The organism is Halosimplex rubrum (genome assembly GCF_013415885.1).
Lineage (GTDB): Archaea > Halobacteriota > Halobacteria > Halobacteriales > Haloarculaceae > Halosimplex > Halosimplex rubrum.
Window position 1 is genome coordinate 4399280 of record NZ_CP058910.1, and the last position, 26196, is coordinate 4425475.

The window sequence follows — 26196 nt, forward strand, 5'->3', positions numbered from 1 at the left end:
ACACGACCGTCAAGGAAGGGTTGGTGCCGCGGACCGCTGCATACGTCTGGGACGGACGTTGAATGGTCCATCGAGAGGACTGCGAGCGGCACTGGTGTGCCGACCGTTGCAGCCCCCTGGGGCACACAGTTATATCGGGGGCTCCATTTGCTGAGAAGCGGCGCTATCAGGCCCGCATTTTCGAGGCACTGCCGTCGCCGATCTGTCTGCTATCCGATCGAATCTGGTACGACCTCGACACCGTCCTGTGATGGTCCACGAACCGGCAATCCGCGTGGGTAATCGTTTATTACCCGCTCGGCCGACGGGACAGGTACGAGGCGATCACCGCCGGACCGCGGTGACCGACACGACCAATGACACGTACAGACACGCCAGCGAGTGGCGACACTCGCTCACGCCTGACTCTGGCCGCACATCTCGCCACGATCAGTTCCGCTATCGTCGTGACGGCGACGTCGATCACGACGATCGCCACCCGATCAGTCGCGGCCATCGCGTTGTTCGTGTCGCTGTCGGTTGCGATCGGCGGTGGGCTCTATCTCATTACGGAGCACCTGTGGGACACGTAGACCAGTCTCACCCGTGGCGGCTGTGTCCTGCGGGCCGTACATCGACGCCGATTGGCCGGACCACCGCTGGGTACCCAGTGCTGGTGCGTCCGTCTCGTCGTCGCTGTCCCTGTGAGTTCGACGGGGTGGATCGATCAGTGCCCAGCCATCCGAGTAGCCGACTTCCGAAGGCCCCGATTGCGGTGAGTTTCCGAGGCGTCCACCCGCTCCGATCGTGACTCCCCCACGGATTCGATCCAGTCGTCGATCGTCACATCCGGTCCCCGTCTTGCGATTTTGGTGCCCCGGCTCTGAGTCCGACCGGGTGAGCGGATAGATCTGGGGAGCCGCGCTGGGACTCGCCGCCGAATCCTGGCCAGGACACGGCTCTTCGAGGCGATCCTCGCAGGGAGCCATGGCCGACCCATCCAGTGTGTGCGGGCTCACACGCATCCCCCAAACAGCTATGAGACAGTCTTTACCGGTGGATATCGTCGATCGTGAACGCGGTGGCACGGATCGAGCCCGGCCGACTGCGTCGCTCGTCGGCTACGACTGTGTTTCGCTCACTGTGAGGTGACGAGACTCCCTCGTACGTGTCCGCCCCAGATCAGCTAGCGACGTCCCCAGTCTGGTTCACGGGCTTAGTTACACTCCGATTTAGCAGTTACAACACACCCTGACTTGGTCGTTCAGTAGACGTGCGTAAATAGTATGGAAGTTAGAATGTCGGTAAGCCGCCGAGATTGTCCTCCTCTGTATTGTTTTGATCTGTGCGGATAAACTTCTGACCGTGGACCTCCAGCACGTGTATCTCGTCACCGAGAGACCATTTTCCCGTCTCCTCGTTTTTGATTGCCGTGGTGTAATCGTCCCCCGTTTCGATACCACCTACGACAGTTGAGCGGTCAACCGTCTCAGTATTTGCGAGAACGTCGGGTTTCACTTCTTTCCGCTTCACCTGTTTAATCCGACTATCGTCGTAGTTGTATTGAACGGCTGTAATGGCATAGTCGCCCCATTCCGTCATAGAACGTTATTAATAATGCACATTGTTTAAACTAGGGAATGCGGGGTGAAAGTAAACACCCAATCCTGAGTCCATAAAATCGATCATTTTTGAGAGCTTGGCACCTATGGTCACAGGCAACCAGTCAGCCTGGCCGGTACTGAAAACCGTCCGATAACGAACGTCATTTGCTTACTGACTCAATTCCCTAGATCTATCACTTCAAGCCCTACAAGAAGTATTCTCTGACACGCTGATTGTGAGTTCGCACCCGCCCGCGTCAAAATACGAGAGCTATCCTCAGATCGACTACCCGACGACACCAATCGCTGTGAGGAATTGCAAAGTGCCAAGCAGAACAAGAATCACTGAGAGAAGAATCGTCGCACTTGTCATGTACAACGACCGTTTCTTGTAGCTCTCAAGCGAAGATTCGAGCTCTCGAATTTCCGTGATAAGCCGTCGATTCACTATGATTTGGGCTTTCGGCGTATCCACTAACGGCTTGTAACTGGTATTCCGCTGTGCATCTACTTCGACCTCTTCATCTAAAGCGCGTTGCACCAGTTCGTCAATCCTGTCATCGTCTAAGTCGTCCATACAGTGATTCACGGAAGTATAGAATAAATTGTGTTTGTCTTGTTGGCAATACGCGAAGTGTGACCGGTACTTACCCTGTACTGAGCGAATCGTGAATGCGAGTATATGAACCGCTATATGACTCCCTCCTATCGTGGTTCCTTCGAGTCCTCCCTTTGGCACCCCAATATCTTTGTCAGAGGGGCGCAACTACAGAATATCGGATGCCGTGCGAGAATTGCGGTTGTCTCCGCTGTGTCGATGATGATCGGAGTCTCTTCTGTCCTCGATGTACTGGCAAGGAGATCGAAACAAAATTCGCGATCCGCGCTGAGGCAAACTGGTTCCTCGAGGACTATTTTTCGGGCGAGAACCTGATCGGCGTCCTCAAAGAATACGAGAAGACGTCGCTGATCACAACAATTCTGACCCGCCTCGATCACATTGCCTACAATTTCAAGGAGAAGAACGGGTTGCCAGTCGACGACTTTCGCTATCTTCCGTATTTCATCAAGCTAATCTACGAGAACAACGGCTTTGGCGACAAGCGTGTTGCTTCGCCCGTCGATCTCAATGAGGAACTCAATACACTGCTTGAAGGGTACACAACAGTCGTCGAAACAGTGCGCAAAACACGGGACCAGCTCAATGTGGCCATTCGTCGTGATGCGCGCACGGTCGACTGGAGCGATCTCCCGTCAAAGTACGAATTCTACACCTCAGAGCGAAGTCTCTGTGCCCGCCGGTGTATCGAGAGTATGTTGTGTGGGGATTTCGGGCAGTATCCGGATTTTTCATTCGTCGTTGACACCATCAGAGCAGTCCAGAAGACGCCTGTCGACGAGATCGACACGCCATGGGAGTTCGGTGATGGATGGTATCAGCTGATCATTCAGCTTATCGCGATGGCGGCGATGGACGAATTCGCGGGTGAGGTTTTCTATACGGACTTCCCAGAGACGGTCAGCATTCTGGAGCTGCGCGAGTTTCTCGACAACCTGGACGCCTGTTTGCCTCCCGGCTTTGAGCACCTCGCAGCAGAGTCGACGGGTGTGCCTATACTCAGTGCGCCGCAAGTCGAAGCCAGCGGCAGACTCGCCTTTGGCGAGAAGTGGGAGGACGTCAAGCCAACGGTAATTATGAGCGAGACCACTCCGGATGCCCATCCACTGCTGTTCGAAATATCGGGACACCAGCAGATCTATAGTCCACTACTCGAATGTAGTCTCGAGCGGGACGTACCGCGATATCTCTATCCACGATTTTTCGCGTTCCTGTTGCAGTTTCAAGCGTTCCCGCTGCTGCAAAACGGTTCGACAGCGAAGTCAGGGCATGCTCTCTTGACTGATCTCACGGCAAAGCGAGGGAAGGCGGCCGAGAGCAATCTTTTCAGTATCCTCTCGAAACGAGGTATCGAGTGCTATCATAGCGCCCAACTCCCTCGGAGCGATCCGCACGAGATCGATCTCATCTGTGAGTTGGACGATGGCCTCACCTTCATTGAGATGAAGTATTTCCGGCCACCGATTCGGCTGCAATCGGCAGAGGGGCTTCGGATCCTCGCGGAAAAATTCGACGAGAAGATCTTCAAAATCGAGAGCGACCGGGCACCCGGTAGCCCCAGCGGGAAGCCCTTCCCCGAGAAGGTCGACACGTGGGTGGACCAGCCAGCACACTCGACATTTACGTCACTGTCGATGGCTGGTGACCGCGTCGATCAGTCGTTGGATCCTGAGTGGACTGAGACAGATCCGCAGCTGTACGTCGTCTCGAATGTGGTGCCGCCATATTTCACGAAGCGTAATGTTCGCTTCCTGACGGACGTTGAGTTCTTCAAACTCGTGGCCCATGGTGCAGATGATGTGCTAATTTAGCGATCGTGGATTCCACTCTGGGAGATCGATTTGCCGGCGAGGCTGCGGAGCTCCGATCCAGCTAGCCGCAAGCGATCTCATTTTTATCGGTTCCGTGTCTGGCTCTCATCGAGATGGGCCGACTGCGCAGCGGAAGGTGGATCTTCACGCTCCTCTTGCTCCTCGATTCGCTGCTCTCCGTCTCGGACGAATTCCTCACGGCAACGGTCCTGGGTTCAAAGGCCGTGCTCTCACTCTCCGGGAATCTTGTTGGCGAGCTCGACCTCGTCATGAACGGGCTCGTCCTGGGGGCTGGCGCATTCCTGCTATCCGAGCGCCTGTTCACACGTGCGTGGGCTTCACGGCTGTCGTATCGGCTAATTTTCACAGGCTCCTCGTTTCTGTCGTATCTCGTGTTGGTGTCCAATATCGGTGGCAACACCGTCGTTTTCTTCGGAGCATTCCCGATCGTGGTCCAGTGGATCGTGAACTACGTCATCAGTGTCTTCGGTCCCTATTGCGCTTTCGCGGTGTTATTCTCGAGATGTACCACTCTTGGCTCCCCCACAACTCGGGTTGCTACACTCCGGCTCTCTGCCGTTGTCCTCTCCGCCACGATGCTCTTCGGGACGTCATTCTTCGTTCTCGGAAATTTCCTGCCGGTCTTCGAACTGGTCACGGCGATCGGACTGCTCCTCGAGAGCCGGTACGGGAACAGCATCGCCGTCCTGGGGACTGTCCACCGGTTGGAGCAGTCCATCGCAACGATCACCCAGCATGCGACGACGAACATCCAATCGTATACCGATGCGGTCCTCGTCTATGCTGCGCTGTTCACGAGTTCGCTGGTCTTCACCCCGACCATTCTCGATTGGGACGTCCTCACCGTCTTCTTTCTGGGCGCAGTCGAGGCGATCGCGACCTGGCAACTCACGCTTGCAGCCTATCTCCTCTTGGGCGGGGTGAGTATCGTCGGTGCGGTCGTCGGCTCGGTCTACTTGCTCTGGTACTGGGGCCGTGTGCTGATTCGGCTGCCATCGCTTGGGGGCCTGATTTCGATCGACGAAACGCCAGTACGGCCACGGGTGGGGGTCGTACCGGGCGTGGTATTGATCAGCGGGGCGACGATCTGGCGGGATGCACAGGACGTGGGTGTGTATCGTGGGCGGTTGGGCATCGCGACACCAGCAGGTATTTCGGAGCTCAATCTGTTCGCGCTTGGTTTGATCGTGGGCCTTCTTGTCTGCATGCTGTACTGGTGTGTCGCCAATTACCGGGCAACGATGCAGTACCGGCCAACAGCCGACCGCGGTACCTTTGCGATCCCGCTCAGAGCTGTCGAGCACGAACGGGCGATGATCGCGTTGAGTTTCCTGTTTCAGCTCGTCGTGATTTCGACCTTTGTTCTCGAACCGACGATCGTCACGCTCACTATGCTCGGTCCGTTCTGGCTGTTTCTTGGCTGTTATCTCGTTGTGCAGGTTAGCGCCATGATCGACGACCGACCGTTCGCGCACGCGCTCCTCGTCGTCGGGCCGGTCGTCTTGGTCGGCCTGTTCCTCCGGTTCGGGATTCTCCCCTTTCAGACGCTTCCGATCATCTCGGTCACGATCGGCTCGACCGTGCTGTTGGGGCTCAGTTCTCGACAGAATCGGTGAATGGTGACAGTCCTCGGCGGGCTCGAGTGACTGCGACCGCACTCGACAGCACGCGGTGAAAGCCCTCGGCGCGCTCGCTGTCTCCGAAACTTGGAAAGCACCCTTATATCTCCAGACAGGCCCTGTAACCTACAATATACAGAAATAATCAATATGGAGTTCCAACTACAAACGAAACGTGAGTAATATCACAGTCCCTTCACTCCTCTTGAGGCTACTTTCAGAGCCAGAAGTCTCTGAGCAACGCTTGACCAGAATGCCCGCCTCAATGGTTCCAAAGGCGAGTTCTTTCGAGGAGTACCGATAGCTTCTGATATCCAGTATGGCCGGTGGCTCTTCAGCGGTGAACCTCAAAGAGATCGCTCCGCAATCCAACGGCTTTACTCTACATCAGTCCACAGGAGCGGTTCAGGGCTTTCTGGTTCACGTTTCGCTAGGAACGCGAGTTCCACATCCTGAAAGGAGAGTGCATTCACTCTAGAGAGAATAGCCTCAATGACCTCCATGTGTTCGGTCACCGTTGGCTCACTGTTGAATCGGGCAGTGACAAAGTTTGAGTCCTGCTCAATTGGTTTTAGACAGTGCTCATCAATGATTCGCTGCAGCTCTTCGAACTGTGTGTCTGAGAGCCCTGTAACATTGATATCGGTCGGATACGCCTGGTAGACTCCCATTACTGGTTCGAATTGGATTTCGAGGAAGGTTCGATGCTCCACACTGTATAATTCCTCTAAGAGTGCTTCTACTCTCTCTTTCTTCGTTTCCTCTGTCACCTCGTTGGTTTTTGAGTTCATGCATTCCACTCTCAGCGGCCCCATATACTTTAATCTTTTTTGTTATATTGCAATTTTTTGCACGAAATGAAGTAATGTAGTAGAATGCATAATAAGATGATGTGCAGACCGTGAGATTATTGAACGAAGTGTAGTGGCGTGATTTTCCGGGATAGTTCGAGCTTCTCGAGTTCGTCAACGGGGTTCTCAAGAAACCCAGATGTTCCCTCGATACAGCAGTCCGTGATACATCTCTCGATGCGAGAGAGCGTGATCTCGTGGAACTCGAGGAGACGCTCATACTGTTCTGTCCGATAGAATCAGCCACCTCTCTCCAGGCAGTACAACTACGACGGCGAAGTCCTAGCGAGTCCCATTGGAGGCGACTGCGGAGATCGTCCCTGTAACACGCTTCGTTTCCATGCATGATTTGCTTCAACTTCTGCCCTCGCGGCAAAATCTCGGACCCGTCACGACAGTCAGCGGGACGACCGGTAGTCAGTATGTAGGCAACGTGGATTTCAACTGCATTCACCGAACGACTGGGTAACGAGGACCGGACACGACAACGAGTGCTGAAAGCCCTCGGCGCGCTCGCGGTCGCTGCCCGGGATATCCGCGCTTTCGGCACTACCCGCGCGGATAGGGGTCGCTCAGGCGACTCTCAGCGCGAGCAGGGCGGTCGGCTGCGCCGACCGCCGCAAACCGTGGCGGCTTCTTGGCGCGGCTTCGCCGCGCCAACGGTCCGAGGGAGCTTCGCTCCCTCGCTATCGCCGCCACGCGCGCCTCGCCCGTTCAGTCCGCCAGGAATTGGGTTGGGTTCTCGGTCATTGCGGTCGGCTGGTCGGATAGTTTCTGACGGCCCGCCCCGCTCGCCGCGTGCCGTCCGTCGCTTCGGTCACGACAATTGAGCAATGTGTGGGCGAGAATAGCGTCGATAATGTAGTTGGAGATACTGACGACTGGTACAACAGAATGCCACCGCTCGATACTGACCACGAGCTGGTCTACGACCGCCACGAAGAGGCGATTTACGTCGAGACCGACGAGGACAGGTGGATACGCCATCCCGATGCAAGTCAAGCGGAATTCGGACACGTCTCCGAGATCGATGAGCTTGCAACGGATACCTTCGATCTGTTGGACTCGCTCCTACAAACGATCCAAAACCGTACGGAGCTAATCGACCGCAACCAGTATTTCTCTCGGTTAGACAAGTTCCAGCGACAGGCAGGGGGCTACTATGAACGGTGCCAGCGACTCCAGACAGTCGCCAAAGAGGGCGACTCCGCGATCCTCGCGGAGTGGCTGGATGTGCTATACAAGACAAACAAGCTTCTCACCCACTACTTCCGGCAACTCTCGATTGCACAGAGCATCGGGTTCTCTCAACGGCTGGTGTTCACGTATCTAGGCACGACTGACTATGTGTTCCTCTATGGTTTCGTCAGAAACGCGTGTTCTACGCTCGAATATCTGGGGAAGCTGATCGAGAGTAGAGGTGGCGCGAACAATATCGGACTCGAGAACCAAGGTGTGAATTTCAAAGCGGTCTACGAGGAACTTCAGGACCAAGGACTCGATGAGACGCTCACAGCGGAGGCGTGGGTGACGATCCCAACACGGGACAGCCGGATGCGGATGGGTGATGTCGGGCTGGATAGCTCAGAGATGGAGTTTCTGCGGACCAAGCGAAACGAGATCGTCCATCATTGCCCCATCGTGGTCGATGAAGAGACAACAGCGCATCTGCCGGAGGATATCCTCACCACGGCTGTACTCACTCAGTCGGATGCCGAGAAGCTTGTTCAACTGGCATCTCGTGTGCATCTCCATTCCATCGGTATCTTTCTGCAGTACTCGAAAAGTTATACTGAAAATCTCGTCGTCGAATCGTTTGAGGCAATGGGTATTGAGGACACAGGGAGTAGCTGAAATCGTCGGGAAAATCGGAGGAGATGGGGTGTCTGGGTGAGGTTCGTGTTGCCGATCTTGTAACACTCCTCTTTGAGTCGTTTCGATGTAGTTCAGGCGTTCGGTGCTATCAGCGGATGGAACTGCCGAGTCGAGGCGCTCCCCACCGACGAGGCCGCCCTAGCTGGCACTCCGTCGCACTCGGCAGGAGAATCCGGAATCGCTAACGATCCACGATTGGGGCCTTTGCGCATTGCTCCGCAACGTTGGGTGGCTAGGCTAGAAGGACTCACCTAGGTTTCAGGGGATTTGCCAAGGGGCGGGACCGAATCATGGTTCAATGCGGATAGGTCATCCAGCGCTTGCATACGCTGGAAAGCTTGAATCTTTGGAGTCATTCGAAAGAACCGACAATCAGCACGATGAGCATCGAGTTCCGGATTCCGAAGTGAACTCCGAACTAGATATCTTCCTGAGGTCCTACCGGAAACAGCTGATTCCTCGGGACGGATACTCTGCTAATCTGAAGAGTACTGCTCCAGTTTTGTCGGAGACGAATTGCCCGGCGATGCCGCTCCAGATCCGTTCAGAACGTTTAACTCCGAGTCATCATCGAGGTAGTGAAACGAGACTGGTGGAACGAAGTCATCGATTCGTTCTCTTGGATCGATCGCTTCGTCAAGCTCTAACACTTGATCGATTCCGATGGCGTATCCTTCTTCGGTGTCTTCGAAATACGCCATAAATCGGTCTCTGTCATCCATTCCAGATTGGTGCCCGAACTGTTCCCAGAGCTGGCGGGGACTACCTTCTGAGACCTCAGCCATCGTGAACGCACCGACAACTCGCTGAACAGGTGACGACGAGTAAAGATAGACTGTCTCGACTGCTTCAGGATGGCTGAACGTCGTCTTCCTAAACTCGTACTTCTTACTCCCCCGGAGAATCTTCTCTGCGAACTCCGGCTTAATCGAGAGCAAAACGTTCATTGATTCCTCCTTTCTCCCGAATGTACTTATAGTCTTCATCAGATATCTCCGACATCACTTGAAGCGGCGCCGTCAATATATCAGTATCTTTTAACTCTTCAAAGCTAATCGGACTCTCTAAGTCAAAATGCCACCGAAATAGAAGAACAGTGGTTGGTGACTCTGCCATCTCTTGAATATCTGTTCTAGCAAAAACTGACCGCTTGCCCACGACTCTCGAGATACTATCGGCGTTAGTCATTCCAAAGTGTACCTCTTCTAGTACGCCCAACGAGGTCACCTCTTTGTTATCATGTGACCGATAGAAGAGGAGAATGTCACCCGCTTCCAGTTTCTTGTTTTTCGCACCAGTTAGGTAGGCCTTCTTGATAGCGTTACCCTCCGACTGAAACTCTCCCACGAATTCGTGTAGCGGGATATCTCGACCAGAATACGCCGGAAATAGCTTGTTGTGATATTCCGGACGGACTGGAATCAGATACTTGTTAACTTCCGGCCCATCGACGAAAGAGGGATAGAATTTTCGGGCCGTTTCCAGTGGCGACGGGTTATCCCCTTGACCGGGAGTCAGTCGCTTCAGAAAAATCGACTCACCGTCTACCTCTCTCGAGACCTCTTCGAAGCCGTAAGTCTCTAACAGCTCTACGAGAACGTCATTCGATCCTTCCACGTAGTGGGTAAGATACACCTCCTCGTGTCCACTGTTGACCGCTTCTCGAATAGCGATCGATATCAGTAGTTCTCCAATCTTCGATCCCCACTTTCGCTCAGAAACCTTTAGCGTGGAGATCTTTAGACGGCGACTCCGCCCAAGTTCCGGTTCTGAACCGATATTCTCGACTTCGTTACTCTTCAGGATCAGTATGGCGCCCAAGGAATCGTCCTGATTGTAGTTGACCCACGCTGTCCTGTCCGACTTCGAGCGTGCCCACCCCTCGAAGTCGTATTCAGACTTCAGTGAGTCAAATATTGGGTCGCTAAGGTCCAGATCCCCTACGGTCGTCTTGCGAATTGCCCTTGGTCCTTGAATCGTAGCCGTTTCTGACTCGAAGAACTCCCGCCCTTCTTCGATCGAGAACACTCTGTCTTCCAGACCCAGCTCGAAGCCCTTGCTGTGAATTTCCTTGTCTTCCGTAATCAAAAAGTCCACATCGTCATTATACACGGAGTAGAGGAGCGCGTTATCAACCCGGTCGTTGCTCTTCGTAGCTAGTGGCACTTTCGATCGGAACTCCGTATCGTCTTCGTTTGGGTATTCAGGAAACTCCAGGACTACGTAGGTATCTATCCGTGATTCGTTCTGTTGCCGTCGCTCTGCGTCGTGGTCGTTCCTAATTTCCTTTTCAGATTGAGGATGAATGAGAATCCGGTGTCCCTCTTTCTTGAGAGAGTTTTCGAGCCGTCCCAGATCTTCCGGGACGATGGGGTCGTTTTCCCGATGGATGAAGATGTTAGTATCGAATAGAATGTCCATTTGAGTAGTCGCCCCTCAGTTCTATCGTCTATTTTTGTAGAGGAGTCAATAAAACCACAGGGCAACTAGAACATCTCGCATCAGTGTCGTAGTTCTCAAAATCCAGAAGACCGGGACTGGAGAGCAGTATAAACCGCAATGAGGAATGTGCCGAACAGGATCCACGTCTCGATGGAAGAAGCCAGCTCTACGAGATCAAGTGCCAACATGCTGTTGTGGAAGACAGACTCTTGCGCTTGCGCAAATTCCCCACCGTCTTCGATGTGCGCGGCCTGATACATTGTGCTACTGATTTTGCCGATAGCACCGAATAGAACTGCGACGAAAGGCGCTATGAGGACGGCCCGTAGCCACGCAAACCCAGACTCTGCAACGCTCATCTCTAATTCCGTATTTTTGGCTTGCTTAGGAACTCAATCCACTAGTGATCGCACCCACGGCAACGACGGCAGCTGCGGTATATTTTGGTGCATCATAGACCGCATGAGCGAGCGGATTGCCAGCCTCTGGGTTGTGCTGGTCTAACTCGATGGTCCACTTGCCTTCGTACTCCCGGACCTGAAAGCTGTCCGTCTTCTGTTGGTCTCGATAGACGGCCTGGGCACCGGCGCTGATCGACAGAGCCGATCGCTCGAACTCCGGTGGCAGGCTCGGTTCATCGGTTTTCGGCACCTCGATCTTTTCCCCGTATCCCTGTTTTCGTGCCAACTGCTTCGCCTTCCACCACGAATAGGCGCGATCGCCGTCATGAGTGCGTGCCATGAGTATACAAGGAGATCGTCACGAACTACAATAAAGGTTAGTTGACCAAAGTGAAAATGAAACAGGTCTCGTGTCGACCTCCCTTTAGGCGACGTAGATCACGACAGCGACGAGCCCGGGCTGAAGTACCGGCACCGGCCGGATACCGATCCCTGCTCAAGAACGACGAGGACCGGACACGACAACGAGTGCTGAAAGCCCTCGGCGGGCTCGCGGTCGCTGCGCGACATATCCGCGCTCTCCGCACCGCCCGCGCGGATAGTGGCCCGTGCAGGCAACTGTGGGCGCGAGCCCGCCTCGCCCTTTCAGTCCGCCAGGATTGTGATTGTGTTCTCAGTCGTTGCGGTCGGCTGATTGGGTAGTTTCTGACGCCCCGCCCCGCTCGCCGCGTGCCGCCCTCCGCTTGCTCACGGCTCCCTCGCGGGTCACTTCGTTCCCCGCTCGGTCCGAGGCCTCCCAACGGTCGGCCTCGCTGTCGCCGTTCGCATCGAGGCGCTCACGAGGCGCTCGCGGGACTCGCGCCTCGCAACGTTCGCGCCTCGCTTCGCTCGCGACCGACCATTCCGGGCATGCGGGCGCTCGCCGCACCGCGAGCGCCCGTTCCGGGCTAAAATGCATGTGCCTTCGCGCCAGCACCAAGCGCGCTTTCGGTTGCGTCTCCCTGCGGTCGACGGACGCGAAACCGGCTTGTGTGCTGGCCGCTCGCTCCGGGCGAGACGGCGCGCGGTGCTGGTTGTGGCGTGCTCGACAGCGCGTCTCGCTCGCGCCCAGGGGGCGCTCGCGAAGGCGCGAGCGAAACGCGCAGACGTGTCTGTCGGACATCGTCGTCGGAAAACCGCGATGTTAGGGCATCGCGGTGGCGGCGCGTGAGCGCCTTCGGTCTTTGGTGAGACCAATGTCTAGTGAAACGCGATTCGGTAGTAAAGTTTCGGACGCACAGGCAGATGACCAAGATGTCGAAGCACCGATCGAGGAGGAGCCGGAGCTGCGGCGGTCGGTCGACCAGGAGATCCAGGGCAAGGTCGATACGAACCACCCCGAGGCCAGGCCGGAGGGCATGACCCTGGAAGGTGAGGAGAAGTTCCGAGCGCGGGAGGCCGAGATTCGAAGCACTCGCCAGCGGCTGGACAGGCGTCAATCGCCGGGCCGTGAGCAGCGGACGCGCGAGGTGGTCAAGTCACAGACGCGCTACGCCCAGGAGGAACCCCCCGAAGATCCACGCACCAAGTTGAGCAAGGAGCAGTTGGCAGAAGTGAACGAGCGCGCAGCGCAGATCGCCGAGGAACTGGACGGGCGTTCCAGGGCTGGGGCGGCCTACCGACTCGCACAGAAGGTCGCCGAAGGCGTTGACATGCTGAACGCGGCGTTGCTGGTCAAAGAGGAGTTGCACGCCTCACCCGGCGTGGCTGTCCCGATCGGGACGCTCGAGGAGGTCCCACGGTCGACAGTCGATATTGAAGGGACAATCGTGCAGTTGTGGAATTCGGATAATCCCCGGATTCAGCAAGTGGGGTTGATCGAGGACGACACAGCGCGAACGAAGTTCACTGTGTGGGAGCGAAGCGACCAGCCGTGGGTCGAAGAGGGCCAGACGGTGCGGCTGCGCCACGTCGAGAAAAGTTGGTACGAGGGCCGCGTCTCGGTAGCCGTCACTGGCTGGAGCACCATTGAGTTCCCGGAACGCGGACGGTGGTGGGGCGAGTAGCGGTCACTGACTCCCCTTGTTTTTTGTTCGGCGCCGGACCGACCCAACCCCGCCTCCCCACCCTCCGCTCCGTGCTCGTACCTGCGCGCGCAGCCACGACCTCATTGTGTTTGTAGTCATCGTCGAGAATCTCTTGTTGGCTCGTGACATCCCTCATAATTTCATTCAGAATTCCTACCGGCGGATCTTGGATGCACTCTAACTGCCCGTTTCTGGACCAGCTAGTAATTTCTCTTCTGTAGAGTTGGTGGCTAGTGAAAGAATGATGTTTTAATGACTAACCGCGCCAATCATAGTGCTTTGAGTACTCGGCTCTCCGTTTCTCAACCATCTGTTGTGCCCAGCTGACTGCGTCTTCAAGCCGTTCTTGTGGGCGGAGATCGAATTCAAAGGATTTAATATAATTTACATCAACTAGTTCAGCCCCGCCAATCATTTTCGTTGAGCCTCCATCTTTTGGGGTTAGACGTGCAAGAACGGTTCTTTGTTTCTCAGCAAGTCGATACTCATCGATATGACCAGAAGCTTCTCGATCCACCATAATACAAAATCCTGCGAGCCGCATTGTTGTTGCGACACTTCCAGAGAGATCCTGTGAGGGGAAATCCGGAAGATCCTTATCAAGGTGCGCATCGTATCCCATCTCTTCTAATTCCTGCTTAATATCAATTAGTTCCGCTTCTCTTGCCCCAGTGTAGCTCCCGAGAACGTATACCGAGTTCTCACTCACCTCCATGACTTTCCCTAGAATATCACTAAATTCGGGTTCTGCAGGGAGATTTACTTTCCCTTCATAACTAGTCGAGTCAACTTTCCGGAGTTCTCGGTTTAATCCTGGGATTGCGGTTGGTTCGACTGCGGGGATATATTCAGAAAGATCAAGTGTATGTCCATTCTCTCGGATCTCCTCGATTGAAACTGTTTTTGCAATCTCGCTATCGTCATTCCACTCATCTAGTTCATCAATGACTCGTTCGATACCGTCTTCCGACAAATTATTCCTTGATTCGAATTCTGTGTAGAATTCCTCATCCATCGCGTGGACAAAACGAACTTCGTTCTGGCGACCGCTTTTTTTATCCTTATTTATGACTAATATCGCGACAGGGAGACTTGTGTTTGCATAAAGGTTTGGAGGAAGACCAATAACCGCTTCAACGAGATCGTTGTCAACTAAATATTCACGGTAAACGCGGTCAGACTGCCGGTAGAGAACTCCATGTGATATTAATATCACTCCCCTACCGCCCTCTGTATTCTCAGCGGGATCGCGAAGCTGGTTAAGAGCATGAAAAATAAAAGCATAGTCGCCCTGATCAGCACGGGGTAAAGGAAGCTCAGTTGATTGGCTGAATCGATGAAACCGGTCCTGTTCAAATTCCTCTTTTGCCCAACTTGGGGAGACGGGAAAATCTGCGAAGACGCAGTCAAATTGTTGTAATCTCCCATTTTCCGTAAACTGCGGGTTCCTGAGTGAATCTCCAATGTGAATTTCTCCATTAAGGCCGTGTGCCTCGAGATTCAAGCCAGCTAAAGAAGCCGTTTGAGGGTGAATCTCTTGGCCAGTTAACTCTAATCCCTTTCTATTTGTCTGGGTTTCAAAATTCTGGCCAGCTTTCACTAACAATCCCGCGACGCCGACAGTTGGGTCATGTACCGATTCTCCTTCTACAAAAGGCCCTGCTATCCTCGTACATAACTGTCTCACTCCACGAGGTGTCGAGTTCTGTGATCCCTGCTTTCCCTCAATGCGAGCTAATTGATCGAGGAGGTACTCAAACGCGGCCCCTAACTCAGCTGGGGCCGCACTATTTGAATCCAATTGACATCTACTAAGGTGATCTGTGAGTTCCTGAAGAGCCCCGTCGTGACCAAGTTTAGTGTAGTCCGGTTTAAAGGCCGTTGTCGGGGCTAATGGGTCATTCGGAACATTCGAGATCGCCTGATTCAGTCCTTCATCGAGGTGGCTCGGGATATTGACTGTCCCCTGCCATCTATTTTCTTTTGGAAGATGAGGAAGGCTTCTGAGATCTGGGTGGTTTTCTGTGGCTGTGGCATCTAATTTATCTCGTAGATTAGACTCATCTGATGCCATTTTGTAGTATAATAGAGGGATGAGGAATTCTCGGTATTCTGTAACGCTGAGGTTGCCACGAAGAATTTCGATCGATTCGTAGAAATATTCCTTGAGAACCGATTTAGAATACGGCATGTGTCTCAGTGCACGTCGATCTGTTAAATAGTTTCTCCGAACATTCAGGGCACTTTACGATAGAGACAATTCAACAGTGGAATTCTCTGGATATTCTTGCCAATCCAGACTACTATGGGGAGTCGTGTCCTGCTCGGAAAACCGCTATTGAAGCTACGACAACAGAATGACAGAACTCAGGTCGGTGAAACACTGTCCAAATATAGCGATCAGATCTAAGGCTTCCTTCAACCCGTGTGCCTAGCTTAGAGATTCTGTAGCGGGTCATAGAATACTTCGAGGAACTGCTCGGCGCGATCGATCATTCACTTGTGATACTCTTCCCAGGTTTCCTTCTCAGCAAGGGACCCGAGCGTCGAAGCATAATCTTCGCGCTATTACTATTTCGTTGGGCGCCCTCAGACGACTGCCAGAGCAACGTCTTGCCCATCTCGTGTTCCACCGCCTCTTGCTCCTGCGTCACAAGTGATTTTCCCACCGGCGTTCCGGTAGATCTGGGCATCCCCAAGTTCGAGTCCGAGCACGTCTTCGACTGGGGCCCGTTCGTCCATACAGGCGATCACGAGAAGATTCTTGTTCGTCGGGATGCCCTCGCGACGGCGGCGGGCCCAGTTGGACCGCTCTGCGACTGTCTCGTCGACGTGTTCGTGGTGGTTGTGGTCGTCTGCTATCCTTGGATAAAGGATTGGATCGCGAGGAATGTTTGGGTCCGATTGAGGGTGTCATAGAACAGTTCACACGGTGGTTGACTGGCGAAGCGGGCGTTCTCGATGTGGACAGATGTGAAGCAGGATACCGAGCGGTTCCGCTTTGTGGTGGTAAAGTGGCGCGGCCGGACGACGAGCGCTGCCGAGTGGACGCTTGGCGGCTGCTGGCGTAGCGGTCGCCCGCCCGCGGGTCGGCAGCGTCCCGGTCCGCAGGTAGTGGCGACACTCTCGATTCACGCAATCCTCTGGGGATTCCCCCTCACTATCGGGTTTCAGGCCGGGGTGACTAGAGTGAACGGTGGCGGGGAGTTGGTCGCGATGGCTATGGGCGATGGGCTGGCACTACCGCCTAAATGGAAACCCGACCGAGGTGGTCGCTTTTCCACTTTGGGGTGTGGCTAAGGCCACCTCCTCAGAATTCACCGCACATCAGTAGAAGCCATCACCTCGCTGAACCTGGGAGGCCAATCATCAACCGACCCAGTCTGCGGAGGTGAAGATGAGTTTATGACCCATCGATGAGGATTATCCACCATGCAGCGGCCAAGAGAGACTCTTAGGAGATTCGCAGACCCCGTCAAATCTATCGGCGATAGTTTGCGGTTTCAAGGGGTCGAATACTGGTTTCTCTTATTAGCACTTGTATCACTTATATTAATAAGTTTAGTAAATTATGAGTATAATTTAGATATATACCAAAATCTCATGGCGGGAATCGGCCTTGCTCAAGCCCTAATTACTGGATATCTATCATATAAAATATTCAAAATTAGTAGACGGGATTCGGTTCTCCCAAATTTAGACGTTTCACTATCTGATGCAACGTTCGATGAGGTTCCCATTACAGAACGGACTGATTGTGAGTGTGACGTTATTGTAAAGAATGAATCGTATGGAAGTGCAAAAATAAGAGATATTGGCCTGGTTCTGGAGTATGATCTAGAAGTAGTGAATTTTAATAAAGAACCACGGGGAGATGGTGGAATTGTGTACAAGAATAGCAGTGGACCTCCTTTGGTTTTGGATAGAGGCGAAGAGTTAACCCTCAATATATACATCCCGAGCTATCCTGAACTGGATCAGCTTGTCCTACAGATTGATGAGTCCGATTTAGGAGATCAACGGTATCAAATTTCAAAGTTCAATATTAGAACAGCCGCTTTAGCAAAACAGACTGACTTGTTTGAGAGGGTTTTAGAACAGCAATCAATTGAGAGAACTTAATTTCGAATATTCTCATTCCTCGCGTCTTATATATACACTCCGCCGGTACTGTCTAGTTCAGCGAGTTTGAGAAGCGAGGAGGCCGTAGCGAGAAGTGTCCATGCAACTCGCAGACCTCCTTAGAGAGCACTTAGACATCGAGAATCAAGACACTTGGGAGAATGAGCGCACGCCGACACCCGTGCGCTGTTTCGCGGTCCGACTTCATTCGATTGGGCTGTCACTCCGTGATGTCAAAGCTGTCTTAGCTTGGTTGGGTGTCGATCGCTGCTATCAGGCGGTCTGGAACTGGAAAGAGACACTTGCTGGGACGCAAAACGACCCTCCGACGGCGGAGCCGTCGCGGGTCGCGGTTGACGAGAAACAAATAGAGGTAGACGACGAGAAATGGCTCTACGCTGCGATCGACACGGACTCGAAACTTCTGCTCGAAGTCGATGCCTACAGCCGCCGCGGGACAGGCCCTGAAGCGGCATTTCTCCACCGTCTCACCGAGAAACACAACGTCTCTGAAACGGAGTTTCTCGTCGAGGCTGGTGGCTATCTGGCTCCCCTCGCTCGTCACGAGTTGAGCGGTCACCTTGACTATTCCGACCGAAACCACATCGAGAAATGGTTCCAAACAGTAGCGATGCAGATCGACCGGTTTCACTATTTTTGGCAGGGCAGTCAATCAAGCGCAAAACGGTGGTTACGGCGTTTCAGACACTACTACAACCGAAATCGACCGAACCAGGCATTAGATGGACCGACTCCCGCCGAGGAGGTGTTGAACTAGACATTGCCGTCGATAGCAACGAATCAAGCGGTCGAGATTGGAGAATCGTTGACGGGTTAGCGAGTCCTGGACGATAAAACCAGAGCACAAATCAAGTCCGCTATTCGTGGGCTCCTCACCATCACGGAACCACAGGACGACCTCGAAGAACTCACCGACAATCTCCCCCTAGACGTGAAGCCGCTCAACATCTCCTGCGCGCCGGAGTACCTCCTTGAATTCGACGTGTACTTGAACCACCCGGAAAGGATGATGCTCATCACCGAAGAGCCAATAGACTGCCCCACCACGAGAGCGGTGAACCGCTCTCGACGCTCGCCGAGCTGGCCGAGGACTACGCGGCCTAGAGAAGGATCTGCTCGAAGTTATCTGCCTGATGGCCGACCTGCCGGAGTTTCTGGACAACCGCGAGGGGTACGTCTTCGGCGACTTCGCGTTCACGAATCTGTTCTGCTACGACGGGACGCTGGCGTTCGCGTTCATGTGTCTGGTCAACTATCCGGCCAGGAAGATGTACCAAGATGGGGCGTTCGAACTTGGGCGGAAGGTTGGGTTGCCGGTTGAGCCGAGAACAGAAGATATTCTGGATGGATAGTGGGTTCCTACAACCACAATTACTTGTTATAGGAATTGAAAGATCGCCGGAAGAGGTACACCGAATGGAGCAGGACCGACTAATTCAACGAAGTACTGATCCAATCTACGTTTACTACCGCGAAATCCAGCAGACCGATCTTCATACTAAGACCATCGACGCAACAGATAGTATCTTGAATTTCAACGACGTTCTAGACGGATTTGAACGTCAAAGTGGCCTCCACAATTTTGAGGAGCTGGAAATGGCGCAGAATCCGAAGCTGATGCTGAATTCAATTTTTGACTCATATCCAGACCACGATCAACAGCAGTGTGCGATGCTTGTGAATGACTTTTGTCGGAGTATGCAGACCAGCGCGCGTCAAGAAGGAAAATATGCTGTTCTAATTGTAACCGCTGATTCTATCTTCGTTTGTCATACTGATTCTAAGGAAAAGTCGATCACGAAGAGCGTTGACGTTATTGAACGACTCCTTGACACAGACAATGTCAACAAATATGTGGAGTTCCGAAATCAGGATGATGGGGAGACTAATTCTGTACGTCATTTCGAACAACATAAAACGAAGTCACTGTCGGATTGGCTAGGAATTGAACCATTTGAGATCGCATACGAAGATGCAGGAGAAGTCAGTATATTCACCGAGATAGACGACTCAACGGCCGCATTTCAATATTCAAAGGAGGAATTCGAGGACAAGTTCCTCCATTCAGACTCTCAGTATGAACTCATTGAGGATGTGTTTAGGACCCCTCAGAATGAATACCCGATTAAGCAAATCCAATTTGGTCGGCGAAATTATGATTCAACTGACGACTTCCTTCAGGATTTCTATAGCCTATATTACGATGTTCGGACTTATAGAGAACATTTCAACCAAGTTTCGAGCTCAATGGAGCCTTGGCAATCGAAGGTATACGATCACGAGAACAAGGTAACTGAAGGTAAAGATGGAAAACGTCTCGTTGTCAAGAATCATGACCGATTCAATATTGTATTCGCAGGTCGTCAGATTGAATTGTCGGCCCAGTGGCGGATCGACCTTACACAGAAATTCTTGGATGGTACTCCTGTCCAATTGATGCACGCTGGTGAGCCGTTTAGCGAGGAGCCCGTCAATCTTGGTTGCTTTGAGATCTACAACGATGTAGAATTAGGTGATATAGGGGAGCTAAACCGTCTATACAGTACACTCCGCAAAGGTGGAACAGGCAAACACCTATCCGATATATTAGCTTATGTTATCTTTGTTGTAGCCGCAGAATGGTCTGATCCCCCGCTATCCCGTTTTTTCCCTCAGCTCGCTTCTAAATATGCAAACCGACTCGATGCAGAAGGCGTTGTTATCCGAGACGAAGATGATCTGATTGAGTTCAAATCCAACGAGTGGTTCGGGATTGATGATAACGATGAATTAGCGGAGCGAATCACGAAAGAGATTCAGGGTAATACTCAACTCTTGATCGGCGGGATTGATGAAGAAGATCAACGGATTAGGCCGATTAACCGGAATCGGTTTGATTCCGAACGGAATGCTGCGATACAAGATAAAGTTGAGAGTCTCAACGGAAATCACCACTCGATAGATCTGAAGTCAGTTAGGCTCGGCAACGGAGATTGCCTATTGTTCGTTTTTTCTGTTCAGGGTGATCAGACCTTTGGTCTTGATGCGATAGCATAGTTTCACATTCACTACTCTTTCCTTCCCATCATTGCTGAATACTTGTATCTCCCGGACTGAAAGCCAGAAATACGGAGTAAATTTTTACTGAGTCCGTCAGACTTAATCCTTTCACAAACCACCCCAAATTGGCCGAGCACCCAGCCGACGCCCCCTCCGAGCACTACAAAGTAGAATACTGCGCTGCGAGCGACCGTTGGCGCCCGGGTCCGAACGGCGATTTCCTGGCAAGTCGTGTTCCGGTATTTTTCTCGCGGGGACCGAATGAGTGGCCCCACACGTGGGCCGGGTCACGCAATGAATCTCGAAGTTGTCGACCCTCACAGTGAGGCATTGTTCGAGTTCCTCTGGTGTCCGGTCTGCGGACACGAGGTGTTCAGTCACATTCCCTTCGAGGTGGTGTTCTGCAAGGACTGCAACACACGGGTCGACCTCCGGGAGTCCCACGAGACACGCGGCTACGAGGAAGCGGTCCGCGTCTGCTTCGACACCGAGACGACCTGGAACCTACACGTCGACGAGAAACTCCGACGCGATCTCCCCGACGGGTCAGCGCGGGTGAAGATCATCGGTGCGTCAAGTGCCTACGACGTCGACTGGTGGAGTCCGGAGCCAGGCGAGGCGTGGCGGCCGGTCGAGCGTGGGGAGTTCAGCGATATCGAGAAACTGGACGAGGTGTCAAACCTGGCTTGAACGGCTCAATACCACAGCAACTCTGCGGACTTGGTGTTGCGCCGGCGGCGGGTGTACGATAACTTGCCTCGAGTCATCTTATGTAACAGTACCGCGCTTTATAGCTCGTCAATTGTTACATAAGGTCGTCGTAGTCGGTTGGAATGGCGCCTGTGGCGTCCCAAACTGATCCACCGGGACTCAGCTTCTGCCATGTCGCCACATGTTCTCGGTACCACTGCTGTTCGGGGACGCTCACGGTGGGTTTGTGTGCGCCCCGATGGGTGGGGCGCGTCCTGCCGGAGGCGCCTCGCAATGGAGTCGTAATTCATGGACTCGACGACCCAGTCGGTCTCGTTCGATGAGGCCGACACGCGAGACGCCGAGATGCACAGTGCGATCGACGAGTGGATCGACGATCTGGTCGGGGCGGTCGACGAAGCGCGAGCCAGCGAGGAGTTTCAGGATTGGCTCGACATGCAACAGCGCTTCCACGACTACTCGTATCGGAACACGCTGTTGATCAAACGGCAGTGTCCCGAGGCGACGAAGGTTGCGGGATATCGGACGTGGCAGGAGGAGTTCGACCGGCACGTGAAAGAGGGTGAATCGGCCATCTGGATCTGGGCGCCGATCGTCACGACGCGCTGTCCCGAGTGTGAGAACGCGCCCAGTTACCACGAGCAGATCGGGTGTGAGTACGACGAGACGCCACCCGAGGAGTGGTCGGAGGGACTGGTCGGGTTCAAGCCCGCATCAGTGTTCGACGTCTCCCAGACCGAGGGTGAGCCGTTGCCCGAACTGGAAACCGCGGCGACCGGAGAGACTGGCGATTTACTCGGCCGGTTGTTTGACATCGCAGACGCGGTCGGGGTGTCCGTACGTGTCGTGCCAGACGAGGTGTGGGGGCACGGGAACGCCGACGGTGTCTGTACGTGGCCAGATGGACAGGACCAGCAGCCGGTCGTCGAGGTACGGGATCGGCCGGATCGGGCTGCGATCGCTGGGACGCTCGTCCACGAGTACGCCCACGCGTTGTTGCATTCAGGGGAGCTTGACGTGTCCGAACGGGCCAAGCGTGAGGTCGAAGCGGAGGCCGTCGCGTACATCGTCGGCCGGCACTGTGGGCTGGATATGAGCGGGTCGGCGTTCTACTTAGCGGCGTGGGACTCGGACTCGGCGGACGCGATCCGGGACCGGTTGAAACGGATCAGTAAAACGGCAATGATGCTCCTTAGGTATCTCGGGGACTAACAATTCGACGTTCTGTGGGCACTCTACAGCGGATAGCAAGGCAACGAGGCCTTGACGACACAATGTGAGGTGCAGCTTCAATTTCCACCCTGCGACGCTCAGACCGTCAGCGTGTTTCCGTTTAGCCTGAGCCACTCACGACGATCCTCATAATCCGGGATGAGCGCACCAACTGTATTCCAGAACGAGTCAGAATGCTCCTCGTGTATTGAATGCGCCAGCTCGTGAACGATGACGTAGTCCTGGATTCGGACGGGTGCCAGTATCAGTCGCCAATTAAGACGAGCCGTACCGTCGTCGTATTCTCCCCATCGGCCATCGATCTCTCCAGCTTCAATAGACACTTCGTCGACCCCTAGCCTCGATTCGTACCGAGATGCCCGTTCCGGAAGTTCCGCTTCAGCCTGCTCAATGAACCAGTCGACAACTGCCTGGCGCTTTCGGCGAATACTGACCTTGTCACCGTCGGCATCGAACCGGTGGACACGGAGCGTAAACGTCTGCTCATCGAACGACAGCTCGGGTTGGGACACATCCGCCTCAACGACTTCGAGTGGATACTGCCGCCCCCGGTATTGGAGCTTCTCACCGCTCAAATACTCCTTCGGATACGGCGGCCCCGCTTGCTCTTTCAGGCCGTACAGTTTCTCCAAGATCCATTCCTGACGGGAGTCGAGTACTGACTCAACGTCGGTCATCGTTGCATCCATCGGGGCCTTCACGGCCAGCTCCAGAGACTCGTCGATCGAGAGAGTCATCGTCTCCCGGTTTTCGGACCAGTCGATCGTGTACGGAACGACTGTCTGGCCGATGTGGTGGTGGCGTTGGAGTTGCTCGCTCATTGGTAGTGAGCGCGCGCCAATTCGATGACGCGGCTGGTAAGTTCCCGGCGTTCCTCAGCTGAGAGCTCGATCTCAGACCGGTACAGTTGGCCAGTCACTTCCTTGCGCATCTTGTTCTGCAGATGCGTTCGTTCCTTCCACTCGACCTTGGTCACGAACTCCTCAACGGTCCCGACCAACTCAGCAGTGAGTTCGACGAAGTCCGCTTCTTCGATATCGTGTTCGCCCAACACGTCCTCGACCGCGTGGTAGAACGATAGGTCGGTTTCGTCACGGAGACCCTTGTTGCGGGCTCTCTTGTCGCGCGACCGGATCTCGTCCATCAGCGTCCGCAGCTCCTCGATGGTTTTCTGTTCGCTAAGTCGCCCTTCACGGTACTTCTCAATGAGCTCCTCCAGCCGTTCTTTGAGAGACCCGTATTGGACCGGGTCCTCGTCCAACCGGACGTTGATCTCGTGCTCGATCGCATTCTGCATCTCACTCGCACGGGCTTCGTCGCTCTCTAAGTCTTCAAGTTTCGCACCAAATTCGACCTCGTCCATGATCGAGACCGGCTCGTCGTTCAGGATCTCGATGCCCTGTGAGGTGATGTGGTCTTGGATGAGCTTTCGCACCTTCGCCCCTGCTCCTTCGAGGTTCATCGTCTCGTCGCGGTAGCGTTCCTTCGCCTTTCCGTAGATGGTGCTGAGCTGGTCCAAATCGTCGCGGTACGGGTTCGCCATCGGGTCCGGGAGGACAATGTCCATCAACTGCGAAAAGCGCTTGAACGCGTTCTTGAACTCGATGCGTCGGTCCTCGGGTTCGAGCGACTGAACACACGCTTCGACATCGTCGAGATCCTCGAAGAACGAGACCGCCTTGTTGTGGGCTGCCTCAAGATCTCCCTGTTTGTCTTTAACCGGCACCATCGCCCGCTCGACGTCCTTCGAGCTGAACATCGCCAGCGCCTCCTTCAGTTCGTCCGAGACGCCGTAGTAGTCGATGACGAGCCCATGGGTCTTGTCCTCGAACGGACGATTCACGCGAGCGATCGCCTGTAACAGGCCATGTTCACGCAGCGGTTTATCGAGGTACATCACCTGGGCCACCGGTGCGTCGAACCCCGTCAGGAGCATATCGCAGACGATGAGCAACTCGACCTCGCCATTGGGATCGACGAACGACTCCTTGTACTGGCTCTTCTCGGCGTCGCTTGGCGTCCATTGCTTGATGTGCTCCTCGTCGTTGTGCCCCTCAGAGACGATCACTCGCGACTCCGGCCCGTTCAGGCTGTCGAGGGTTTCCTTGTATCGGATCGCCGCCTCCTTGCTGGTGGTGACGACCATGCCCTTGAACGGGGCCGGAACGTCGTTTTCGAAGTGCTCGACAATATCCAGCGCGACCCGGTCGATGCGCGGCTGTGCCTCCGCGAGATCCTGCGTACGGGCGTAGCGCTTCTGAATCTCTGCTTTTTCTTCCTCGGTCTTCTCCGAGAAGATACGATCGAACAGTCGGTCCAGCGTTTCGCCTTCGAGGTGGATGTCGGCGAGACGGCCCTGGTATAGAATTTCCACCGTCGCGCCGTCTTCCAGCGACTGGTCAATGGTGTACGTGTCGATATAGTTTCCGAACGTCCTGCGAGTGTTGACTTCGTCTTTCTCGATCGGCGTACCAGTGAACCCGACGTAGAAGGCGTTCGGGAGCGCAGTCCGCATATTATTCCCGAGATCCTTGTCCTGGGTCCGATGGGCCTCGTCAGCCATGACGTAGATGTTCTCGTTCCGGGAGAGCACGGGGAACTCATCTTCTTCGTCGTCGGTGGTCTGGAACTTGTGGATGAGCGTGGTGATCGTCTCGCCGGCGTCGTAGCTAAGCCGATCACGGAGGTCCTCGATGCTATCGGCCTTCTTCGGGTTCGGGAAGCCACAGCGTTCGAAGGTCGCGTGAATCTGGTCGTTCAGCGCCCGCCGGTCGGTGACAAGCACGAGCGTCGGATCGTCCTTGAGTCGGCGGAGCTTCAGCGCGAGGAACAGCATCGTGAGCGATTTCCCCGAGCCCTGGGTGTGCCAGACGACGCCGCCGTTGGCTTCGCGCTGGCCACGCTTGTCGATCCGCTCGAGGGCCTTCCGGACCGCTCGATACTGCTGGTAGCGAGCGACCATCTTGATCGCCCCGCTCTGGCGGTTCTCGAACACCGTGTAGTGGCGCAGTTGGTCGAGCAGGCGTTCGGGCTCGAACAGCGCGTAGAGCATCCGGTACTGGTCGGGGAGATAGCCGTCGAGATCGAACAGGCCGATGAGTTCGTCGTCTTCCAGCGGGTAGGCGTCCCGCCAGGGCTTGTACTGGTCTTTCGGTGTCCCGTATGTCCCCATCACCGCACCCTCCATCCAGACGGCGACTGAGAATTGATTATACCGGAAGAGTTCCTCAGCGCCTTCCGACTCACCCTCCCGTTCGTTCTGGTACCGGGTGAGCTGATCGAGCGCCTCTGAGCGTGGTTCTTTGATCTGGGGGCTCTTGCACTCGACAACCCCGAGTGGGATGCCGTTGACGAACAGCACGATGTCGGGCTTGACGACATCGACTGGTCCCGCGACCCGGAACTGATTGAGCGCGAAGAAGTCGTTGTTCTCGGGGTTCTCGTAGTCGATGTACTGGACCGTCTGATGTTGCTTCCCGTGGCCGCGGTCCTGCTCGACGGCGATGTGACGGACGAGTTTCTCGTGGATCTGCTCGTTCTCGTCCATCGTACTCGTCCCGGCGACCTGCTGGATCTCCCGAACGGCCTTGTTCAGATTGTTCTCGTTGAGCCAGGGGTTCAGGCGCTCGACGGCGTTACGCAGTCGGGATTCGAGTACGGCCGAGGATTCCGTCTCGCGGGGGTCGGCCCAGGTGGTCTGTTGCTGGTCTAAGACCACCCAGCCGAGTTTCTGGAGAGTTTCGAGGGCGGGTCGTTCGGACTCGGCGTACTCGTCAGGCATA

The 26196-nt window shown here is 54.5% G+C and carries 21 protein-coding genes and 1 pseudogene; 11 read left to right on the forward strand and 11 right to left on the reverse strand.

Going from position 1 to position 26196, the window contains the following annotated elements; translation table 11 throughout:
* Positions 1–356 precede the first annotated feature (356 nt).
* Positions 357–572 carry a hypothetical protein gene (locus HZS55_RS22005; RefSeq protein WP_179909666.1) on the forward strand — a complete coding sequence of 72 codons (216 nt, stop codon included), beginning with the start codon at positions 357–359 and terminating at the stop codon, positions 570–572.
* 700 nt (positions 573–1272) lie between these two features.
* On the opposite strand, the gene HZS55_RS22010 is transcribed toward HZS55_RS22005, so the two are convergent.
* Together HZS55_RS22010 and HZS55_RS22015 are read right to left on the reverse strand one after the other, a co-directional pair.
* Positions 1273–1581: a DUF3892 domain-containing protein gene (locus HZS55_RS22010; RefSeq protein WP_179909667.1), complete on the reverse strand. Its 309-nt coding sequence runs from the start codon at positions 1579–1581 to the stop codon at positions 1273–1275.
* A gap of 288 nt (positions 1582–1869) precedes the next feature.
* The gene (locus tag HZS55_RS22015; protein WP_179909668.1) at positions 1870–2160 is read right to left on the reverse strand and encodes a hypothetical protein; all 291 of its coding nucleotides are present in this window, start codon (positions 2158–2160) and stop codon (positions 1870–1872) included.
* A gap of 203 nt (positions 2161–2363) precedes the next feature.
* On the opposite strand from HZS55_RS22015, the gene HZS55_RS22020 reads away from it, so the two are divergent.
* Both HZS55_RS22020 and HZS55_RS22025 read left to right on the forward strand, forming a co-directional pair.
* Complete coding sequence (locus HZS55_RS22020) at positions 2364–4013, forward strand: hypothetical protein (protein ID WP_179909669.1); 1650 nt, start codon at positions 2364–2366, stop codon at positions 4011–4013.
* Between the two features lie 113 nt (positions 4014–4126).
* A complete protein-coding gene (locus HZS55_RS22025; protein WP_179909670.1) occupies positions 4127–5650 on the forward strand; it encodes a hypothetical protein in 1524 nt (507 codons plus the stop codon).
* A 380-nt stretch (positions 5651–6030) separates the two neighbouring features.
* On the opposite strand, the gene HZS55_RS22030 is transcribed toward HZS55_RS22025, so the two are convergent.
* Positions 6031–6444, reverse strand: coding sequence for a hypothetical protein (locus HZS55_RS22030; RefSeq protein ID WP_179909671.1), 414 nt, complete (start codon positions 6442–6444; stop codon positions 6031–6033).
* Between the two features lie 897 nt (positions 6445–7341).
* On the opposite strand from HZS55_RS22030, the gene HZS55_RS22035 reads away from it, so the two are divergent.
* On the forward strand, positions 7342–8358 hold the full coding sequence (locus tag HZS55_RS22035; RefSeq protein ID WP_179909672.1) for a hypothetical protein: 1017 nt from the start codon (positions 7342–7344) through the stop codon (positions 8356–8358).
* A 497-nt stretch (positions 8359–8855) separates the two neighbouring features.
* On the opposite strand, the gene HZS55_RS22040 is transcribed toward HZS55_RS22035, so the two are convergent.
* The 4 genes from HZS55_RS22040 to HZS55_RS22055 all read right to left on the reverse strand — a co-directional run bounded on the left by HZS55_RS22040 (position 8856) and on the right by HZS55_RS22055 (position 11562).
* Positions 8856–9326: a hypothetical protein gene (locus tag HZS55_RS22040; protein ID WP_179909673.1), complete on the reverse strand. Its 471-nt coding sequence runs from the start codon at positions 9324–9326 to the stop codon at positions 8856–8858.
* Entirely contained in the window at positions 9304–10800 is a 1497-nt protein-coding gene (locus tag HZS55_RS22045) for a PIN domain-containing protein (protein WP_179909674.1), read from the reverse strand. The genes HZS55_RS22040 and HZS55_RS22045 overlap by 23 nt, the downstream gene beginning before the upstream one ends.
* Before the next feature lie 95 nt (positions 10801–10895).
* Positions 10896–11180, reverse strand: a complete 285-nt coding sequence (locus HZS55_RS22050) for a hypothetical protein (protein WP_179909675.1) — start codon at positions 11178–11180, stop codon at positions 10896–10898.
* Between the two features lie 25 nt (positions 11181–11205).
* Entirely contained in the window at positions 11206–11562 is a 357-nt protein-coding gene (locus HZS55_RS22055; RefSeq protein ID WP_179909676.1) for a hypothetical protein, read from the reverse strand.
* Positions 11563–12457: 895 nt separating this feature from the next.
* Here HZS55_RS22055 and HZS55_RS22060 point away from each other — a divergent pair.
* Entirely contained in the window at positions 12458–13267 is an 810-nt protein-coding gene (locus HZS55_RS22060; protein WP_179909677.1) for a DNA-binding protein, read from the forward strand.
* Positions 13268–13544: 277 nt separating this feature from the next.
* Here the strand turns inward: HZS55_RS22060 and HZS55_RS22065 are convergent, their stop codons facing one another.
* Positions 13545–15479, reverse strand: coding sequence for a class I SAM-dependent DNA methyltransferase (locus HZS55_RS22065; protein ID WP_179909678.1), 1935 nt, complete (start codon positions 15477–15479; stop codon positions 13545–13547).
* Between the two features lie 458 nt (positions 15480–15937).
* Positions 15938–16165: pseudogene (locus HZS55_RS23085) on the reverse strand (carbonic anhydrase); the annotation flags it as partial.
* 555 nt (positions 16166–16720) lie between these two features.
* On the opposite strand from HZS55_RS23085, the gene HZS55_RS22070 reads away from it, so the two are divergent.
* The 6 genes from HZS55_RS22070 to HZS55_RS22095 all read left to right on the forward strand — a co-directional run bounded on the left by HZS55_RS22070 (position 16721) and on the right by HZS55_RS22095 (position 22393).
* Positions 16721–17410 carry a hypothetical protein gene (locus HZS55_RS22070; RefSeq protein ID WP_179909679.1) on the forward strand — a complete coding sequence of 230 codons (690 nt, stop codon included), beginning with the start codon at positions 16721–16723 and terminating at the stop codon, positions 17408–17410.
* Between the two features lie 100 nt (positions 17411–17510).
* Positions 17511–18188: an IS6 family transposase gene (locus HZS55_RS22075; RefSeq protein ID WP_179909680.1), complete on the forward strand. Its 678-nt coding sequence runs from the start codon at positions 17511–17513 to the stop codon at positions 18186–18188.
* Positions 18189–18564: 376 nt separating this feature from the next.
* Positions 18565–18783, forward strand: coding sequence for a hypothetical protein (locus HZS55_RS22080; protein ID WP_179909681.1), 219 nt, complete (start codon positions 18565–18567; stop codon positions 18781–18783).
* Positions 18784–18847: 64 nt separating this feature from the next.
* Positions 18848–20467 (forward strand): hypothetical protein, encoded by a 1620-nt coding sequence (locus HZS55_RS22085; protein ID WP_179909682.1) that lies wholly within the window; start codon positions 18848–18850, stop codon positions 20465–20467.
* A gap of 297 nt (positions 20468–20764) precedes the next feature.
* Positions 20765–21160: a DUF7567 family protein gene (locus HZS55_RS22090; RefSeq protein ID WP_179909683.1), complete on the forward strand. Its 396-nt coding sequence runs from the start codon at positions 20765–20767 to the stop codon at positions 21158–21160.
* Between the two features lie 309 nt (positions 21161–21469).
* Positions 21470–22393 (forward strand): M78 family metallopeptidase domain-containing protein, encoded by a 924-nt coding sequence (locus HZS55_RS22095; RefSeq protein WP_179909684.1) that lies wholly within the window; start codon positions 21470–21472, stop codon positions 22391–22393.
* Between the two features lie 98 nt (positions 22394–22491).
* Here the strand turns inward: HZS55_RS22095 and HZS55_RS22100 are convergent, their stop codons facing one another.
* Both HZS55_RS22100 and HZS55_RS22105 read right to left on the reverse strand, forming a co-directional pair.
* Positions 22492–23235 (reverse strand): M48 family metallopeptidase, encoded by a 744-nt coding sequence (locus tag HZS55_RS22100; protein ID WP_179909685.1) that lies wholly within the window; start codon positions 23233–23235, stop codon positions 22492–22494.
* Positions 23232–26195, reverse strand: coding sequence for a type I restriction endonuclease subunit R (locus tag HZS55_RS22105; RefSeq protein ID WP_179909686.1), 2964 nt, complete (start codon positions 26193–26195; stop codon positions 23232–23234). Before HZS55_RS22105 ends, HZS55_RS22100 begins: the two co-directional genes overlap by 4 nt.
* Position 26196: the final 1 nt, after the last annotated feature.

Bases quoted from the DNA above. Each gene is read 5' to 3' on its own strand.
- HZS55_RS22105 (WP_179909686.1), bottom strand. From the start codon at position 26,195: ATGCCTGACGAGTACGCCGAGTCCGAACGACCCGCCCTCGAAACTCTC.
- HZS55_RS22075 (WP_179909680.1), top strand. From the start codon at position 17,511: ATGCAACTCGCAGACCTCCTTAGAGAGCACTTAGACATCGAGAATCAA.
- HZS55_RS22070 (WP_179909679.1), top strand. From the start codon at position 16,721: ATGCAGCGGCCAAGAGAGACTCTTAGGAGATTCGCAGACCCCGTCAAA.
- HZS55_RS22085 (WP_179909682.1), top strand. From the start codon at position 18,848: ATGGAGCAGGACCGACTAATTCAACGAAGTACTGATCCAATCTACGTT.
- HZS55_RS22045 (WP_179909674.1), bottom strand. From the start codon at position 10,800: ATGGACATTCTATTCGATACTAACATCTTCATCCATCGGGAAAACGAC.
- HZS55_RS22030 (WP_179909671.1), bottom strand. From the start codon at position 6,444: ATGAACTCAAAAACCAACGAGGTGACAGAGGAAACGAAGAAAGAGAGA.
- HZS55_RS22040 (WP_179909673.1), bottom strand. From the start codon at position 9,326: ATGAACGTTTTGCTCTCGATTAAGCCGGAGTTCGCAGAGAAGATTCTC.
- HZS55_RS22080 (WP_179909681.1), top strand. From the start codon at position 18,565: ATGGCCGACCTGCCGGAGTTTCTGGACAACCGCGAGGGGTACGTCTTC.
- HZS55_RS22055 (WP_179909676.1), bottom strand. From the start codon at position 11,562: ATGGCACGCACTCATGACGGCGATCGCGCCTATTCGTGGTGGAAGGCG.
- HZS55_RS22065 (WP_179909678.1), bottom strand. From the start codon at position 15,479: ATGCCGTATTCTAAATCGGTTCTCAAGGAATATTTCTACGAATCGATC.
- HZS55_RS22100 (WP_179909685.1), bottom strand. From the start codon at position 23,235: ATGAGCGAGCAACTCCAACGCCACCACCACATCGGCCAGACAGTCGTT.
- HZS55_RS22020 (WP_179909669.1), top strand. From the start codon at position 2,364: ATGCCGTGCGAGAATTGCGGTTGTCTCCGCTGTGTCGATGATGATCGG.
- HZS55_RS22095 (WP_179909684.1), top strand. From the start codon at position 21,470: ATGGACTCGACGACCCAGTCGGTCTCGTTCGATGAGGCCGACACGCGA.
- HZS55_RS22025 (WP_179909670.1), top strand. From the start codon at position 4,127: ATGGGCCGACTGCGCAGCGGAAGGTGGATCTTCACGCTCCTCTTGCTC.
- HZS55_RS22050 (WP_179909675.1), bottom strand. From the start codon at position 11,180: ATGAGCGTTGCAGAGTCTGGGTTTGCGTGGCTACGGGCCGTCCTCATA.
- HZS55_RS22090 (WP_179909683.1), top strand. From the start codon at position 20,765: ATGAATCTCGAAGTTGTCGACCCTCACAGTGAGGCATTGTTCGAGTTC.
- HZS55_RS22015 (WP_179909668.1), bottom strand. From the start codon at position 2,160: ATGGACGACTTAGACGATGACAGGATTGACGAACTGGTGCAACGCGCT.
- HZS55_RS22005 (WP_179909666.1), top strand. From the start codon at position 357: ATGACACGTACAGACACGCCAGCGAGTGGCGACACTCGCTCACGCCTG.
- HZS55_RS22010 (WP_179909667.1), bottom strand. From the start codon at position 1,581: ATGACGGAATGGGGCGACTATGCCATTACAGCCGTTCAATACAACTAC.
- HZS55_RS22060 (WP_179909677.1), top strand. From the start codon at position 12,458: ATGTCTAGTGAAACGCGATTCGGTAGTAAAGTTTCGGACGCACAGGCA.